This window comes from Variovorax monticola (genome assembly GCF_051216855.1).
Classification (GTDB): domain Bacteria; phylum Pseudomonadota; class Gammaproteobacteria; order Burkholderiales; family Burkholderiaceae_C; genus Variovorax.
Window position 1 is genome coordinate 1 of the sequence record NZ_JBPJZP010000001.1, and the last position, 15,943, is coordinate 15,943.

14 protein-coding genes are annotated in these 15,943 nt (G+C 67.4%); 12 read left to right on the plus strand and 2 right to left on the minus strand.

Annotation, left to right across the window (positions count from 1 at the left end; genetic code table 11):
• The 9 genes from ACSFA5_RS00005 to ACSFA5_RS00045 all read left to right on the plus strand — a co-directional run.
• The coding region (locus tag ACSFA5_RS00005; RefSeq protein ID WP_435441947.1) for a ShlB/FhaC/HecB family hemolysin secretion/activation protein at positions 1–493 on the plus strand (493 nt) is incomplete at its 5' end.
• A 280-nt stretch (positions 494–773) separates the two neighbouring features.
• Entirely contained in the window at positions 774–1,109 is a 336-nt protein-coding gene (locus ACSFA5_RS00010) for a hypothetical protein (protein ID WP_435441948.1), read from the plus strand.
• Positions 1,110–1,448: 339 nt separating this feature from the next.
• The gene (locus ACSFA5_RS00015) at positions 1,449–2,474 is read left to right on the plus strand and encodes a glycosyltransferase family 2 protein (protein ID WP_435441949.1); all 1,026 of its coding nucleotides are present in this window, start codon (positions 1,449–1,451) and stop codon (positions 2,472–2,474) included.
• Positions 2,471–3,316 carry a ChbG/HpnK family deacetylase gene (locus ACSFA5_RS00020; RefSeq protein WP_435441950.1) on the plus strand — a complete coding sequence of 282 codons (846 nt, stop codon included), beginning with the start codon at positions 2,471–2,473 and terminating at the stop codon, positions 3,314–3,316. Before ACSFA5_RS00015 ends, ACSFA5_RS00020 begins: the two co-directional genes overlap by 4 nt.
• A 56-nt stretch (positions 3,317–3,372) precedes the next feature.
• Positions 3,373–4,938: an ArnT family glycosyltransferase gene (locus ACSFA5_RS00025; protein ID WP_435441951.1), complete on the plus strand. Its 1,566-nt coding sequence runs from the start codon at positions 3,373–3,375 to the stop codon at positions 4,936–4,938.
• 160 nt (positions 4,939–5,098) lie between these two features.
• Complete coding sequence (locus ACSFA5_RS00030; RefSeq protein WP_435441952.1) at positions 5,099–5,542, plus strand: hypothetical protein; 444 nt, start codon at positions 5,099–5,101, stop codon at positions 5,540–5,542.
• Between the two features lie 7 nt (positions 5,543–5,549).
• Positions 5,550–5,930: a hypothetical protein gene (locus tag ACSFA5_RS00035; protein WP_435441953.1), complete on the plus strand. Its 381-nt coding sequence runs from the start codon at positions 5,550–5,552 to the stop codon at positions 5,928–5,930.
• The gene (locus tag ACSFA5_RS00040) at positions 5,923–6,402 is read left to right on the plus strand and encodes a hypothetical protein (protein ID WP_435441954.1); all 480 of its coding nucleotides are present in this window, start codon (positions 5,923–5,925) and stop codon (positions 6,400–6,402) included. Before ACSFA5_RS00035 ends, ACSFA5_RS00040 begins: the two co-directional genes overlap by 8 nt.
• Positions 6,402–6,719 carry a hypothetical protein gene (locus tag ACSFA5_RS00045; protein ID WP_435441955.1) on the plus strand — a complete coding sequence of 106 codons (318 nt, stop codon included), beginning with the start codon at positions 6,402–6,404 and terminating at the stop codon, positions 6,717–6,719. The genes ACSFA5_RS00040 and ACSFA5_RS00045 overlap by 1 nt, the downstream gene beginning before the upstream one ends.
• A 47-nt stretch (positions 6,720–6,766) precedes the next feature.
• On the opposite strand, the gene ACSFA5_RS00050 is transcribed toward ACSFA5_RS00045, so the two are convergent.
• Complete coding sequence (locus ACSFA5_RS00050) at positions 6,767–8,629, minus strand: sensor histidine kinase (RefSeq protein WP_435441956.1); 1,863 nt, start codon at positions 8,627–8,629, stop codon at positions 6,767–6,769.
• Between the two features lie 122 nt (positions 8,630–8,751).
• Here ACSFA5_RS00050 and ACSFA5_RS00055 point away from each other — a divergent pair, with 122 nt between their 5' ends.
• Together ACSFA5_RS00055 and ACSFA5_RS00060 are read left to right on the plus strand one after the other, a co-directional pair.
• Positions 8,752–9,771, plus strand: a complete 1,020-nt coding sequence (locus ACSFA5_RS00055; RefSeq protein WP_435441957.1) for a phosphotransferase enzyme family protein — start codon at positions 8,752–8,754, stop codon at positions 9,769–9,771.
• 137 nt (positions 9,772–9,908) lie between these two features.
• Complete coding sequence (locus ACSFA5_RS00060) at positions 9,909–10,883, plus strand: alkaline phosphatase D family protein (RefSeq protein WP_435441958.1); 975 nt, start codon at positions 9,909–9,911, stop codon at positions 10,881–10,883.
• Positions 10,884–10,946: 63 nt separating this feature from the next.
• Here ACSFA5_RS00060 and ACSFA5_RS00065 read toward each other — a convergent pair whose 3' ends face one another.
• The gene (locus ACSFA5_RS00065; protein ID WP_435441959.1) at positions 10,947–14,501 is read right to left on the minus strand and encodes an indolepyruvate ferredoxin oxidoreductase family protein; all 3,555 of its coding nucleotides are present in this window, start codon (positions 14,499–14,501) and stop codon (positions 10,947–10,949) included.
• A 275-nt stretch (positions 14,502–14,776) separates the two neighbouring features.
• On the opposite strand from ACSFA5_RS00065, the gene ACSFA5_RS00070 reads away from it, so the two are divergent.
• Positions 14,777–15,664, plus strand: coding sequence for a LysR family transcriptional regulator (locus tag ACSFA5_RS00070; protein WP_435441960.1), 888 nt, complete (start codon positions 14,777–14,779; stop codon positions 15,662–15,664).
• The last annotated feature ends 279 nt before the right edge of the window (positions 15,665–15,943 follow it).

A 15,943-nucleotide genomic window follows, 5' to 3' on the forward strand; every position in this document is an offset into this window, starting at 1 on the left:
GCGCATTGCGCCGGAAGAAGAGTTCGGCGAAGGCACCTCGCGCCTGAAGCTGTACACGGCCGACATCAGCCTCAATGCGCCGTTCAAGCTGGGCGAGCAGAAGCTGCGCTACTCCGGCCTGATACGCGCGCAGTGGAACCGCACGCCGCTGACGCCGCAAGACCGCTTCTCCATCGGTGGGCGCTACACGGTGCGTGGCTTCGATGGCGAGACAAGCCTGCTGGGCGAGCGCGGCTGGCTGCTCCGCAACGAGATCGGCTGGGCCATGGGGCAGAGCGGCGCGGAGCTCTATGCGGGCATGGACTACGGCCACGTTGGCGGCCGCTCCACGGTCGATCTTCTCGGCCGCAGCCTGGCGGGCGCCGTCATCGGCGTGCGCGGCCAGTGGACCCAGCTCAGCTACGACTTCTTCGTCGGCGCGCCCGTCAGCAAGCCCGAGGGCTATCGCACTGCGAAGGTCACGCTGGGCTTCAATCTGAACGCGAGCTTCTGAGTCTGTTGCTCCGACAGCCATTTCCTTCTAACCCCTGATGCGGACGCCCTAACCGCTGCTCGGTAAGCGTCTTGGCAACAAGGTTTGGCGCTCAGGGGATAGCGCACTGCAGTCCTGAGCGTCGGTACGATATGGAACTGATTTAAGGCGAGGCCAACGAATGGGAAGCTCTTTTGTGCACATCGGTGGCAACGGATTCTGGATGCGCGACGGAATGCTCTAACTCTGGCTGCGTCTTGCAGCTTTGCATCTTGAAGATCAGATCGATGATCACTCTGCCGTGCACACGATTCGCAATGAATGGCTGCTTGCATCGCGAGGATTTTTCGGTGGAGCCATCCCGTTTCATCTGGCGGACAACATCGCCACCTCAGAGGGGCGAAAGGCTGTGGTCAATGCCATTGAATCATTGCAGACCGAATTGAAAAAGAGTCCCATGCAGCTGGAGCCCTCCGTGCTGAACCTTTTGGGTATCTCCGGCAGCTTCAGGGGGAAATTGGAATCGGGACAGCTTGCCGAGGTCGGCGAATCGTTGTTGGCACTGATCAATGGTCGACAGTTCGGAAGCGCGGCTGACTCCGCCTTCATGCCCGGGCTCGGGCGCAGCGATTCATAGCGCGCCTGCCCATGATCAGGCACCACCTCGTCGATGCGCAGCACCCGCGTCTTCCAACGATGCTGACCGCCCACTGACCCCGCGAGATGCGTCTTTTGAGGCAAGGTCTTTGCGCTGTTTTCTATTACGAAAGTGATAATTTCCAGCTAAGTCTTGGGTGCTAGCAGCAGAGCGATTGCCCCCGCGACGAGCCGTGATGTCGGCTGTCCGTACATCGTATCTGGAGCATTCGCTGGTGATGACCGCTGCCTTTCCCACGCGTGCCTGCACGCCCCTCGTTGCATCCGCGATGCGCCTGCACGGCAAGCTCGCAACGGGGCGCCGGCCATGAGCGCGGTGATGCGCGAAGCACCCCAGCTGGTACAGGTGCAACACGTGCAGCAGTTGCATCAGGCAGAGGCGACCGCCCCATCGCCGCGCGCACGCAGCCTGTCGTGCGTGGTGCCCTGCTTCAACGAAGCGCTGAACCTGCGTCAGCTGCTGCCGCAACTGCAGGCGATGCTGCGCGCCACGCAGCTGCGTTGGGAAATCATCGTGGTCGACGACGGCAGCACCGACGACACGGAAAGCGTTGCGCGCGAGTGGTGCGCAATGTCGGGCTTTCGCTGCATTTCGCTGTCGCGCAATTTCGGCAAGGAGGCCGCCATCACGGCGGGCCTGGCCGCCGCCTCGGGCGACGCGGTGGTGCTGCTCGACGGCGACATGCAGCATTCGCCGGCGTTGGTGCGCGCCATGGTCGACCACTGGCTGGCAGGGGCCGAGGTGGTCTACGCGGTGCGCGACGACCGCAGCGGCGAAGGCCGCCTGAAGAAGCTCGGCACGCGCTTGTTCTACAAGCTGCTGAACGCGTCGGACCGTTTCGACGTGCCCGAGAACGCGGGCGACTTTCGCCTGATGGACCGCAAGGTGGTGGACGTGCTCACCAGCCTGCCCGAGCGCAGCCGTTTCATGAAGGGCCTGTATGCGTGGGTCGGTTTCCGGGCGGTGGCATTGCCGTACACGCCCGCTCCGCGCGCCCAGGGCCGCAGCCACTTCAACGGGCGGCGGCTCGTCAAGCTGGCGCTCGACGGACTGACCGCCTTCACGACCTGGCCGCTGCGCATGGTGAGCGTGGTGGGGCTCATGCTCGCATTGCCTGCCTTCGCCTACGGCACCTACGTGGTGATCGACCACATGGTCTTCGGCAACGAGGTGTCGGGCTGGGCCACCATCGTGGTGAGCCTGATGTTCTTCATCGGTGTGCAGATGATTTCCACCGGCATCGTCGGCGAGTACGTCGCGCGGATCTTCGAAGAGGTCAAGGGCCGTCCCGTGTACGTGGTCCGGGAGCGGCGCGGCACCGGGCTCGACGTGGAAGAGGCATGACGGCGCGCGCGCCCGGCACGCAGTACCTGTGCATCTGTGCCGACGATTTCGGAATGAGCCGCGGCATCAATGCCGCGGTGCTCGACCTGATCGAGCGGCGCAAGCTCACCGCCACCGGCTGCCTCGTGCAGCGCGAGGCGTGGGGGCTGGGGCTGCTGTCGCTGCGGCGCGTCGAGCCCGAGCGCGCGGATGTCGGCCTGCACCTGGACCTGACGCCGCCGCGCGTACCGGGCGGCGATGAGCCCGGGCTCGGCGCCTTGCTGCTGCGCACCTACACCCGCAGTGCATCCCGGCGGGGCCTGCAGCATGTCATTGCCGATCAGCTCTCGCGCTTCGAAGACGGCATGGGCCGGCCGCCGGCATTCGTCGACGGGCACCGGCATGTGCATCAGTTTCCGGTGGTGCGGCGCGCGCTGCTGGACGAACTGTCGAGCCGCTACGGCGCCGCGCTGCCGTGGCTGCGCGACACCAGGCCGCGCATGGCGCAAGGCAGCGGCGCGCTCAAGGCGCACGTCATCCACGCGCTGGGAGGCCGGGCGTTGGCCCGCGAGGCCGCGAGAAGATCAGCGCCGATGAGCCAAGCGCTCCTGGGTGTCTACGACTTCGCGGGCGATGCCGCCGGCTACCGCCGGCGCATGCTCGGATGGCTGGCTGCCGCGCGCAGCGGCGATGTGCTGATGTGCCACCCTTCCCTGGACGGCACACCCGCAACGCCGCACGGCGAGGCGCGAATCGCCGAATACACGGTGCTCGCCACCATGGATTTCCCGTGGACCTCGCCCACGGGCGACAGCGTGGCGCTCGCGCCGTGGTCCCGTCACGCGAGGCGCGCGCAGGCATGAAGTCGGTCTTGGAGAACATGGCGTCAGCGCGCGGTCTTTCAGGAACGCGTTCCGTCGTGCCTGCCTGTGCGCCGTCGAGCGACCAGCCACGCATCGTGCTGGCCTTGCTGGCGATGGCCCTCGTGTGGACCTTGTCCGTTGCGTTCTTCTGTCCGACGCCGCCGTGGGACAACGTCGAAGAACTGTTCTGGGCCGGCAGCTTCGAGTTCGGCTACTACAAGCACCCGCCGCTGCCGAGCTGGATCATGGGCGTGCTGGTGCGGCTCGCGGGCCGCCAGCCGTGGCTGACCTATGCCGCCGGCGTCGCGTGCGGCGTGGGGGCGCTGTTCATCGTGTGGAAGTGGGCGCGCGAAATGGTGACGCCCCAGCGCGCCGCGCTGGCGCTCGTGCTGGGCACGCTGGTGACCTATCACGTGCAGCGCGCCACCATCTACAACCACAACACCGTGCAGCTGGTGTCGCTGGCCGGCTATTGGTGGATGTTGTGGCGCGTGCTCCGGGCGCCGTCGTCCCGCTACAGGGACTGGGTGTGCCTGGGGTGCTTTGCGGCCCTGGCGTTCCTGACCAAGTACAGCGCGGTGGTGCAGTTCGCGGTGGGCTTCGTGTTCATCGTTCGGCACGGCCTGTGGCGCGCCAGGCAGGTGCAGGCCGGCATGGCGCTCGCCGGCGCCGTGGCCCTGTTGCTGCTGGCGCCGCACTTCGTGTGGATGTTGCGCCATCCGGATCTTTCGGTCGCCTACGCGCTGCACTCGGTTCATTCGAAGACGCCCGATGTCTACAGCTACCGCAGCCTGCTTCATGTAGTGACGCAGCAGGTCGGCCGGTTGTTGCCCATGGTGCTGCTCGCCGCCTGCCTGTGGCGCACGCGTTCGAATGTAAGCCCTGATAACCGGCGTGCAGCGGTGGCTGCGGGCAACGCCTTCGACAGGCGCTTTCTGGCCTGGGCGACGTTCGGCCCCGTGTGCGCTGTGCTGCCGCTGGCGGCCGTTCTGCAGATCACGCTGCTGCCTTCGTGGCTCACCACGTTCTTCCTGCCGGCCGCGTTGTGGGCCGTGGTGCACGTGCCGGGCCTGGACGCGGAAAACTGGCCGCGCCGGCGCTGGCGCATCGTCGTTGCCGCAACGGTTTGCGTGCATGTCGCCGCGGCGCTGGGGCAGGGTTGGGTCGAAGGTGTGTGGAGCAAAAGGCTCGGCTACATGACCCGCGCCAATCTCCCTGCGCAGGAAGTCGCGCTGGCCCTGGACAACATCTGGCAAAGCCGCGTCGGCCGTGTCAGCGGTGTGCCCTTCAAGCTGCTGGTCGGCGACACCTGGTTCGCTGGCGCGGTGGCGCTGAAGATGGACCCGTCCATGCAGCTCCTTGTCGACGCGCAGGAGCGCGATTCTCCCTGGTTGCGCCCGGGGGCCCTGGCACGCGAAGGCGGCATGGTGGTGATTCTCGACAACCCCGATTTCCTGTCGGAAGGCGTGATGCTGGAGCCGCTGCTCGGCACAGCCGACTGCCGCGGGTCGCTGCAGGTTCCCTGGACGGGGACTGGCGAAGGGCAGAGCGTGCGCCTGCGCTGGGGCATCCTGCTGCCGCGCGACCACGCGGTGCGCCAGTGCGCCCCCTTGGTTCCCTAGCCGGTCAGCGCTTGCAGGAAAGCATGTGCGCCCCCGCGGCCTCGCGCCGCAGGCGTTGCTTTCGCCTACACGCGCTGCCAGCCCAACCCGACACCGCAGGCGCCGGGGTTTTGCACAAATAACGTCTTCGCAATTTGTTGCTCACTCTCGAAAGACCGCCATGGCAGAAGACGCAAAGACCCCCTCCCAACTGGCCGACGAAGCCAGGCAGACCGGCCAGGACGCCGCCAAGGCCGCCAGCGGGCTGGCCGGCGAGGCCAGGGCTATCGGCAGCGACGCTGTGCATACGCTGCGCGCTACCGCCGCCGATGCCAAGTCTGCCGCCGGTGAAGCACTGGACACGGCGCGCGGTGTCGCCGCCGACGCGAAGGACGTGGCTGCGGACGCCGTGGACACCGGCAAGGCCTATGCCCGCAACGCAGTGAACGAATCGGGCAAGAAGATCGCCAGCTTCAAGGAGCATGCGGCGCAGTGGCAGGAGTCTTGTTCGAAGCAGATCGCCGCCGAGCCCGTGAAGTCGGTGCTGGTGGCTGCGGCCGGTGGCGCGCTGCTGGCCGGACTGCTGCTGGCGTTCGACCGTTCACCGCGCCGCTATTTCAACTGACGGGCCGATGATCCACCCCCTCTTCATGGCCGTGCTGCGGCGGCCGGGTTTGCTGGTCAGCCATGTCGCCAACTACGTGGCGCTTCTCAGGGAGAGCACGACCGACGTGGTTCGCGGCCTGGTTGCGAAAGCGGTGGCATGGGTGGTGGTCGGCGTATGCCTTGTTTTCGGCCTTGGGTTCACCGGCGTCGCGGCCATGCTGGGCGTTCTTGGCGGGCGTTTTCATTGGGTGCTGGCGGCCGTGCCGGGCGTCGCTTTTCTGCTGGCCTTGATCTCGGCCATGTTTGCGATGCGTTCGGTGGTGAAGAAGGAGATCCACGACGTGGCCGTGGAACTCGAGGCCGACCGGCGTGCCATGAATCTTGTGCGAGACAACCGAAATGACTGAAGTGCTCACCCCTAAAGAAAAACTGGCCTTGTCCCGCGCCAGCCTGCTGGCTGCGATGGGCTACCGAAATGTGCCCACCGACGCCGGTGAGCAAATGGTTCGCGTGGCCGAGGAGCCCGCCGAGTCCGCCGCTACATGGGCCGGGCGCGTCGAGGACAAGATCGAGCGCAGCGTGGTCGGGCGCTGGTGGCGCCGGAGCCATCTGAGCACGGTGACCGAGTTGGGCCGGCCGTTTCTTCAGGACTACGCCGCCAGGCACCCTGCCAAGCTGATGGCCTGTGCGGCGGGCGCCGGCTCGCTGGTGGTGCTGGTCAAGCCGTGGCGCCTGCTGTCTCTCGGCATGATCGTGGGGCTGGTGGTGCGAAGCACCGACATCGCCGGCATGGTGACCGACTACCTGGTTCCGCAGTTGGGCGACACCGACCAGCCCCGAGACGATTTTCTCGACCAGGCCCCGAACAGAAGCGCGTGATGGAACCGATGAAGCCCATGAAGCCGATGCAGGAAATGGCGCCGATGAAGCCGATGGCTGCACCCGACGACACCTGGTGGCCCGAAGGCTTGTGCAACCCGTCCAGCACTGGCGGGCAGAACGGCGTTCGCTATGCGTTCTTCCCTGAACAGCGCCGACTCGTGGTGGAGCAGAACGGCCGCGTCAGGCAGTACGACACCCAGAGCCATCGCATTTCGGGCGTTAGCCAGCAGCAGCAAAACGCCGAGGGTGGGGCACCTACCTTCGCCAGCCAGGACGGGCCGGTGTATCTGAGTTCCTTGAAAGAAGTCAGCTAGAGCTGGCCAGCAGCCGAGCGAGGCGCTGTCGCTCCACTGGTCTTTCTTCACTCCACGAACGACGCCGTGGCACGCACCGGCAGGTGCAAATGCATCGACGATGCGCCGGCAGCAGATCGCAAAGTCAGTGTGCCGCCCAGCGCCACGGCGCGCGCGCGCATGTTCGTCAGCCCCCGTCCCGCGGACTTTGCGCTCACGTCGAAGCCCTTGCCGTTGTCGCACAGCATGACTTCGATCGTCTCTTCCACCGGCTCGGCAGTGCCACCGAGATGCATGCGTCGCGCGCTCAGGCTGGCCCGCGTCGCGCCGGAGTGCGCCGTCATGTTGGCGAACGCCTCGAACAGCAGCATCTGAAGCTGGTGCGACTCGCGCGCGCTCCATCCGGCCATGGGCGGCAGGCGGCCGACATCCCAGCGCAGATCGATGCCGGCGGCCTGCAGGCGCGGTCCCAGCCGGTAGCGCACGCTGCCCAGGGTCGATGCCACGTCGCCCTCGTCGGCATGCATGGCGTCCACCGTGAGCTTGAGCTGGTCGACCGCGTCGCGCAGGTGCAGCGTGACGTCGTCGCGTGCCGCCCCCGGCTGCTGGGCCATCCGCAGCAGCCCCACGAGTTGTCCCCCCAGGCCGTCGTGCAGGTCCTGCACCAGGCGCTGGCGTTCCTCGAGCGCGCCGCGCGCCTTTTCTCCCTCGCGTTCGCGTGCGAAGGCGGCCTCCAGGGCGGCGTTGCGCCCGGCGAGTTCGGTCTCCAGCGAGGCGTTCATCTGCAGCATGGAGCGGGCGTCCTTGCGCATGCGCTCGGCGATGACCCAGGCCAGCGTGACGGCGAACCCGACCCAGGCGAAGCGGATCCAGGGCACCATCGCGTAGGCCTGCGGCGAGGTGCGCATGACCCACACGTCGCGCACGCCGCACAGCACGATCAGCACCACGGCCAGGCCCAGCACGCGATGTTCCAGCACGGCGCTGCGCAGCGCCACGCGCAGCACGACGACCATCATCGCCAGCGCGGCCAGCAGGCCCAGGCCCCGCCACAGCGGCATCAGCCACAGCCAGGGCACCATGATGCCCAGCACCGCCGCCACCGGCGCCAGCCAGGCCATGACGCCCAGCAGCCGCGCCAGCCGGCTGTCGCCGCGACCCACCACCGTCAGGGCGAAGCGGCACAGCAGCGGTATCGCGGCCTGGAACGCCGCCAGCGGCAGCACGCCCCACCAGGGCCAGGGCAGCGGTGCATGCGTGAACAGCACCCGTGCCGTCTGCAGCGACCACAGCAACTCCCCGAGGCCGTAGTAGAGATAGATCGATTCGCGCTGGCGCACCCACACCAGCAGCGACAGCGCGCCCAGCACGCCACTCACGATGGCGATGAAGCGCCCACCGCTGACCTGCCAGAACAAAGCGCTTTCGTACAAAGGAAGAATCTCGGCCTCGCTGCCCGCCACCACCGGCGACAGCCCGCCCTGGCGCGCGATCTGCGCTGCAATGGCAATTTCCACGCGCCGCGGGGCCGTGGCGCCGGTGGCCGGCAGCACGAAGTACTGCGGCGTGGTGGAGGCATCGTCGTAGGGCCCGGGCGGAAAGGCGCCGAAGCGCGCCAGCTCGCGGCCGTCCACCGACAGACGAAAGCTGTTGCCTACGCGCGGCACGAACAGCGCCATGGGCGCGGCGGGGTCGGCCACCGGGAGCTCGAAGGTGAAGTGCGCCTCGCCGTCGACCGCGTCCCGATGATCCCAGTCATAGGGCAAGGCCACGGTCTGCGGGGCTTGGGCCTGTGCGCGCACGGTCAGCGTGAGCCGGGCCTGGTCCACCACCGTCAACGCCTGGGTGGAAACGTGCCACCCCAGTCCCACCACCGCGATGAGGATCATCAACAGCAGGCGCCCGCCGAGCGCTTCATTTCGTGGATCCATGACGCGGGCAACTGTAGCAACATTTGTTTGCAAATGGCTGTCGCGAAGGGCCCTGTGACCGGCGGCCGGGGCACTGTTGGTTCTACCACTGCATAATCGCGCCCTTTTCCCTTGGAAGCCGGATGCAAATCGAGATCGCGCAATCCACGCCCACGGCCGCCAGCATTGCGATGCTCGTGCAGGCGGGCTATGACTTGGGCGAGGTCGTCGAGAGTGAATTTCTGCGGCGCAGCTTCAATCAGGTCTACCGACTGAGTTTCGCGAGCGGGCAACGCGTGGTGGCGCGGCTGTGCGCCGACCGGCCCCGGGGTGCGCCCAACGGGTTGTTCGAGTCGGCCGCGCTGCGGCATTGGGCCGGGGCGGGATGCCGCGTCTCGCGCTGCCTGCCGGCGGCCAACGGCGAGGTGGCCATCCAGGTGAAGCTGCCAGAGGGCTCGCGCGCGCTCATGCTGTTCGAGCATCTGGACGGCGAGTTCACCAGCGAAGCGGGTGAGGACATCGAGGCCTTCGCGCGCGGGCTGGCCGCCCTGCACATCGCCGGCGAGAGCTACCAGGGCCCGAGCAGCGCCTATTGCCTGGACCTGGACTACCTGCTGCTGCATCCGCTCGAAGGCCTGCTGCGCGCCCCGACCATGACGGCCGAGTTGCGCCCCCAGTTCGAGGCCCTGGCGCGGCGCCTGCAGGACGACATCCTGTCGCTGGGCGAGCTCAGCCGCGTGCTGTGCCACGGCGATGCGCACGGCAGCAACAACTTCGTGGTGGACGGCATCGGCGCGCAGAAGGGCCGACGCGAGGCGGTGTTCTTCGACTTCGACGAGGCCGGCCCCGGCTACCTGGCCTATGAACTGGCGGTGTACCCGTGGAGCCTGCATCCGCACACGCCCGACGGTGTGGCGAGCGACAAGGCCAAGGCCAAGTGGCTGCACTTCATCTCGGCGTATCGCGAGGTGAGGCCCGTGGCCGATGTCGATCTCGCGGCCATCGCACGCTTCATGTCGATCCGGCAGTTCTGGCTGCTGGGCGAGTATTCGGGGCGCATCGACGTCTGGGGTTCGCAGGCCATTCCCACGGACTACCTGCGCCGCCAGATCACCATGCTGCGCAATTGGCAGACGCTGGCGCTGCCGCTGCAACAGAGCTAGCTGGCCGATGCGGTCGACCCGCACCGGCGCGCCATGAACACCGCGAGCGTCAGGCACTGCCTCCCATGAATCAGGGAGGCCGAATGCCGCGTTGGGGCCCTAGCATTCGCTCCCCCCACCGATCAGGTTGACTCATCATGCGAATTGCCTTCACGTCATGCTTCAGCGCCCAGAGTTTCAAGGTGCAGCCCGTATGGGATCAGATCGGCGCGGTCGACCCCCAGCACCTTCTGTTGCTCGGCGACTCGGCCTACTACGACGCCGACGGCGCGAGCATGTCGCAGGTCAAGGACATGGGCGCCGACGCCTTCGCGCGGCATGCCATGGGGCGGCTGCGCGATCAGCTGAATCAGCCGCAGTTCGCCAAGCTGGTCAGGCGCGCCGACGTGAGGGTGCACCCGATCTGGGACGACCACGACTTTCTGTGGAACGGCGCTTGCGGTGCCGAGATTGCAGGGCAGAACTCGCTGAAGCACCTCATCCCGCCGACCCGTGCGGCGTTTCAAGCCTATAGGGAGGCCTTGGATGCGCATGATCCCGCAGTCTTTCCCAAGGCCGCCGACCCGTGGGCCTCGAACATCGCCGAGCCCGGCTATCGTGTGATGGACATCGGCGACACCGACAACCCGGTGCGGCTGCATCTCACCGACGGGAGGAGCTACAAGACGCGTGGAGGCAACGATGCGGTGCTGGGCGCCGCGCAGATGGACCAGCTGGCGTCCGCCATCTCGACTTCGTCGAAAGACACCGTGCACCTGGTGACCAGCGGGCTGGTCTTCGAAGCCCGCCACGGCGAAACCTGGATGGCGTGCCAGGCAGAGCACGACAGGATGCTCGGGTTGGCCGAGGACCGCCGCATCCTCATCCTGAGCGGCGACGTTCACGAGAACCGCTTCGCGGCGCCGTACCCGGCCGGCGAATGGAGCCTGTTCGAGGCGACGTCTTCAGGGGCCGCCCTGCGCACGGCGGTCACCATCGGCGCACTTCAGTGCAACTGGGGGCTCGTGGACATCACACAGCAGACGGTGACGGTACAGCTGTCGCAGTTGAACCTGCCGCCGCGGGTCCGCGTGATCGATCGCAAGACCTGGCAACTGGTGCCGAATCCTTGAGCGAACCGGCATCCTCCCGTGCACGGGAGCGAGGTTGCGAGGCTCCGGTTCACTGCGCGCGCTTCATGCCGCGATGGCGGATGGGCGCGGGGCGGGCGACGGCTTGACGGCAACGGGCACATCCAGCTGCTGCGCCAGCGCGCTCCACCGCACCCGGGCCGACACCACGCTTTCTTCCTTCACGTGCCCGAACCCGCGAATCTGCTCGGGCAAGCGTGCCAGCGCGAGCGCGGTGTCGAAGTCGACGCGGTCGAAGCGGGTCAGCACGTCTTCGACCATCGCGCGGTAGTCGGCGATCAGCTGTCGCTCCATGCGCCGCTCGGCCGTGCGACCGAACACGTCGAGTGCGGTGCCACGCAGCCCGCGCAACTTCGCGAGCACGCGAAACGCAGTCATCATCCACGGCCCGAAGCTCGTCTTCACCGCATGGCCCTGCGCATCGCGGCGGCCCAGCACCGGCGGTGCCAGGTGAAAGCGCAGCACGGACTTGCCTTCGAACTGTTCGTTGAGCTGTTCCATGAAGCGCTTGTCGGTGTACAGGCGCGCGACCTCGTACTCGTCCTTGCAGGCCATGAGCTTGAAGAGGCCCGATGCCACCGCCTTTGCGAGCAACGTGGTGCCGCGCTCGCGCTGCTCCAGCACGCGCACGCGCTCCACCAGCTCGGCATAGCGTTGTGCATAAGCCGCGTTCTGGTACGCGGTGAGGAACGCGGTGCGGTCTTTCACCAGCGCCTCGAAGCTCTGCGGCCGCTGCAGCGCCACCACCTTCTGCGGCGCGGCCTCGCGCGTCACCGCCGCAAGGTCCAGCGCCGCCTTGCGGCCCCAGCGGAAGGCCGACTGGTTTGCCTTAACCGCCACGCCGTTGATCTCGATGGCCTTGTTCAGCGCCTCGGCGGACAGTGGCACACAACCCTTCTGGAACGCGAAACCCAGCAGGAACAGGTTGGCCGCGATGGCGTCGCCCATGAGGCGCGTCGCCAGCTGCGTCGCGTCGATGAAGTCCGCGTGGCCTTCCACCGATTCGTCGATCAGCGTGCGCACCTGCGCCGACGGAAATTCCCAGTCGGGCTGCTGCGCGAAATGGCCGGTCGGCTGCTCGAAGGTATTGACCAGCGCATAGGTGCGCCCCGGCCGCATGCGCGAAATGGCGTCAGGCGCGCCGGCCGTGAGCATGTCGCAGCCGAGGACCAGGTCGGCCTCGCCCGTGGGAATGCGCTGGGCCTTCAGCTGCGCTGCGTCGCGTGCGATGCGCACGTGCGAAGTGACGGAGCCGTTCTTCTGCGACATGCCCGTCATGTCGAGCACGCTCACGCCCTTGCCCTCGAGGTGCGCCGCCATGCCGATCAGCGCGCCGATGGTGATGACGCCCGTGCCGCCGATGCCGGTGATCAGGATGTTGTGCATGCCCTCCAGCGCTAGCGTGGGCGGCACGGGCAAGAGCGGCTCTTCGGCCGCCGTCTGGGCCGCGACCGGCGCCTGCTTGCGCGGCTTCACGCCTTCCACCGTCACGAAGCTCGGGCAGAAGCCCTTGATGCACGACTCGTCCGCGTTGCATGCGCTCTGGTCCACGCTGCGCTTCAGGCCCAGGTCGGTCTGCTTGGGCAACAGTGCGGTGCAGTTCGACTGCTCGCCGCAATCGCCGCAGCCCTCGCACACCGCGTCGTTGATGAACACGCGCCGCGCGGCCTGCGGGAACTCGCCCTTCTTGCGGCGGCGGCGCTTCTCGGCCGCGCAGACCTGGTCGTAGACGAGCACCGACACGCCCTCGAACTCGCGCAGCTCGCGCTGCACCGCGTCCATGTCGTCGCGGTGGTGCACGGTGAGCACGAAGCCGTCGCGGTCGGCGGGCAGGGGGCCGCGGTCGGCCCAGCGCGTCGGGTCCTCGGCCACCAGCGCCAGGCGCTTCACGCCCTCGGCGGCCATCTGGTGCGCGATGCGCGGCACGTCGATCGGCCCGTCGACCGGCTGTCCGCCGGTCATCGCGACCGCGTCGTTGTAGAGGATCTTGTAGGTGATGTTCACGCCCGCCGCCACCGCCGCGCGGATCGCCATCGAACCCGAGTGGTAGTACGTGCCGTCGCCCAGGTTCGCGAACACATGCTTGCGCCTGGAGAACCACGCCTGGCCGAGCCACGGCGCGCCTTCGCCGCCCATGTGCGTGGTCGTCTTGTTGTGCTCGGGGTAGATGGCCGTGGCCATCACGTGGCAGCCGATGCCCGCGAGCGCCAGGCTGCCTTCGGGCACCTTGGTCGAGGTGTTGTGCGGGCAGCCGGCGCAGTACCACGCTGGCCGAGACGGCGTGGCCACGGCCTTGCCGAGCACCACGTCCTTCGCGTCGAGGATCGCCAGCCGCATGCGGATGCGGTCGCTGGTGTGAAAGCGTGCCACGCGCCCGGCAATCACGCGTGCGATCTGCGCCACCGAGAAGTCCGCCGTGGCCGGCAGCAGCCATTTGCCGCGTGGATGCGCGCCCCACTCACCCTGCTCGTCGAACTTGCCGATCACGCGCGGGCGCACGTTTTCACGCCAGTTGTACAGGTGCTCCTTGAGCTGGTACTCGACGATCTGGCGCTTTTCCTCGACCACCAGAATCTCTTCGAGCCCTTCGGCGAACTCGCGAATCGAGTCCGGCTCCAGCGGCCAGGGCATCGACACCTTGAAGAGGCGAATGCCGATGCGCGCGGCCTCGTCGGCGTCGATGCCCAGTTCTTCCAGCGCCTCCAGCACGTCGCGGTACGACTTGCCCGAGGCCACGATGCCCAGCCGTGCCTTGGGCGAGTCGATGGTCACGCGGTTGAGCTTGTTGGCGCGCGCGTAGGCGATGGCGGCGTAGATCTTGTAGTCCTGCATCAGCGCCTCCTGCTTGCGCGCCTGCACGCCGAGCGTGTCGCTCGACAGGCGCGCATGCACGCCGCCGGGCGGAAACACGAAGTCGGCGGGCAGGCGCGTGTGCACGTCGAGCGCGCCGGCCGCGATGGAGCCCGACGACTCCACCGTGTCGGCCAGCGCCTTGAAGCCGACCGGCAGGCCGGCAAAGCGCGACATCGCAAAGCCGTGCAGGCCGAGTTCGATGTACTCCTCCACGCTCTGCGGGTAGAGCATCGGGATCATCGAGGCCGCGAACAGGTGGTCGCTCTGGTTGGGCAGCGTGGAAGAAGACGCGCCGTGGTCGTCGCCCGCCACGAGCAGGATGCCGCCGTTCGGCGAGGTACCCGCATGACTCATGTGCTTGAACACGTCGCCGCAGCGGTCCACGCCTGGCGCCTTGCCGTACCACATGGCGAACACGCCGTCGACCGCGCTTTCGCCGGTCAGGTGCACCTGCTGCGTGCCCCACACGGCGGTGGCGGCCAGCTCCTCGTTCACGCCGGGCAGGAACTTGACGGCGTTGGCCTCCAGCTGCGGCTGGGCCTTCCACAGCGCTTCGTCGAGCCCGCCGAGCGGCGAGCCGCGGTAGCCCGAGACGAAGCCCGCGGTGTTGAGCCCCGCCTGCTGGTCGCGCCATTTCTGCACGAGCATGAGGCGCACCAGCGCCTGGATGCCGCTGAGGTAGATCCGGCCTTCGGTGGCCGTGTATTTGTCGTCCAGCGCAACGCTGGCCAGTTCGTGGAATGCCATGGTGTCAAAAGACTGGTAGGACTCGTGGGATGCGGGCGTGGCCTCGGTAGAGGGCCGGCCTGCCTTGTGCCGCGCCGGGGTAGACGGCGGGGCAGCAACGATTCTTCAGTGTTGTGGGCGGAAAGTGCTTCTTCTTTTTGGCGAAGCGGGCGGCGTTACGGAAGATCTGTCTTTTGAAGGCGCCATCTGCCGAAAGGATTTCGGCGATGGCCGGCCAGCTTGGTGGCCCGACAATGGCGACCCCCGCCGACCGACCGGAACCCGACCCCACACCGATGAGACCCGACCTCGATTCGCTCGCCCTGTTCCTGCGCGCCATTGAGCACGGCAGCCTGTCGAAGGCCGCCGCCGAGAGCCACATGGTGCTGTCGGCCGCGAGCCGGCGCTTGTCCATCCTCGAAGGCCACCTGGGCGTGGCGCTGCTCAACCGCAGCTCGAAGGGCGTGACGCCCACGGGCGCCGGCGAGTCGCTGGCCATGCATGCGCGCCAGATCCTGCGCGACGTCGACCGCATGCGCGCCGACCTGTCCGACTACGCGCAGGGCGCCACAGGCCGCGTGCGCCTGCATGCCAATGCATCGGCCATGGGCCAGTTTTTGCCCGACGACGTGGCCAGCTTTCGCCAGCGCTACCCCGAGATCCGCGTGAGCGTGGAGGAGCACCGCAGCGTCTACATCGTGCAGGCCATTCGCGACCGCCAGGCCGACGTGGGCGTGATCACCAGCGAGGCGGCAGACCCCGCGCTGCACTTCATTCCGTACCGCACCGACCGGCTGGTGGCCATCGTGCGGCAGAAGCACCCGTGGCGCGGGCGCGAGGTGTCGTTCGAAGAGTTGCTCGACTTCGATTTCGTGGGGCTCGAGGACGACTCAGCGATTTCGCGCACCATGGAAGACGCCGCGATGAGCGCGCGCAAGGTGCTGCGCTTGCGTGCGCGGGTGAAGAGCTTCGAGGCGGTGTGCCGGATGATCGAAGCGGGCATGGGAGTGGGCATATTGCCCGAGGGGGCGGCGGTGACTTACCGCAAGGAAATGAAGCTGCGCTTCATCAACCTCACCGACGCATGGGCTTCGCGCCGCATGTACCTGTGCACGCGGCAGGAGGCTTTGAGCTTTCCGCAGCGGCGGCTGGTCGATCATTTGCTGGCGCGGGGGATGCCTTAGGGATCGGGTTCGGTATCGGGTCCGGGATCGGGATCGGGTTCATTCAGGGCGATGCTCACGCCGACGGGGTGCCTTGCTCCGCGAATGTCCCCCGGGGCTCCGCCCCTCCTCCTTTATTTCGCTGCGCAAGGCACCCCATCGGCATGAGCGTTCAACGCCGTCGTTGAACTCCGGTCGCGTGTCGGGTCAAGACTTTTGAGTCTTGCGTGCAAGCAAATGTGGCCTTGCGTGACACGCCGGCACCGCGCCCATGAAGCCCGCACGCGGCGCGTTGCGGAA

Bases quoted from the DNA above. Each gene is read 5' to 3' on its own strand.
- ACSFA5_RS00015 (WP_435441949.1), top strand. From the start codon at position 1,449: ATGCGCGAAGCACCCCAGCTGGTACAGGTGCAACACGTGCAGCAGTTG.
- ACSFA5_RS00020 (WP_435441950.1), top strand. From the start codon at position 2,471: ATGACGGCGCGCGCGCCCGGCACGCAGTACCTGTGCATCTGTGCCGAC.
- ACSFA5_RS00030 (WP_435441952.1), top strand. From the start codon at position 5,099: ATGGCAGAAGACGCAAAGACCCCCTCCCAACTGGCCGACGAAGCCAGG.
- ACSFA5_RS00035 (WP_435441953.1), top strand. From the start codon at position 5,550: ATGATCCACCCCCTCTTCATGGCCGTGCTGCGGCGGCCGGGTTTGCTG.
- ACSFA5_RS00040 (WP_435441954.1), top strand. From the start codon at position 5,923: ATGACTGAAGTGCTCACCCCTAAAGAAAAACTGGCCTTGTCCCGCGCC.
- ACSFA5_RS00045 (WP_435441955.1), top strand. From the start codon at position 6,402: ATGGAACCGATGAAGCCCATGAAGCCGATGCAGGAAATGGCGCCGATG.
- ACSFA5_RS00050 (WP_435441956.1), bottom strand. From the start codon at position 8,629: ATGGATCCACGAAATGAAGCGCTCGGCGGGCGCCTGCTGTTGATGATC.
- ACSFA5_RS00055 (WP_435441957.1), top strand. From the start codon at position 8,752: ATGCAAATCGAGATCGCGCAATCCACGCCCACGGCCGCCAGCATTGCG.
- ACSFA5_RS00060 (WP_435441958.1), top strand. From the start codon at position 9,909: ATGCGAATTGCCTTCACGTCATGCTTCAGCGCCCAGAGTTTCAAGGTG.
- ACSFA5_RS00065 (WP_435441959.1), bottom strand. From the start codon at position 14,501: ATGGCATTCCACGAACTGGCCAGCGTTGCGCTGGACGACAAATACACG.
- ACSFA5_RS00070 (WP_435441960.1), top strand. From the start codon at position 14,777: ATGAGACCCGACCTCGATTCGCTCGCCCTGTTCCTGCGCGCCATTGAG.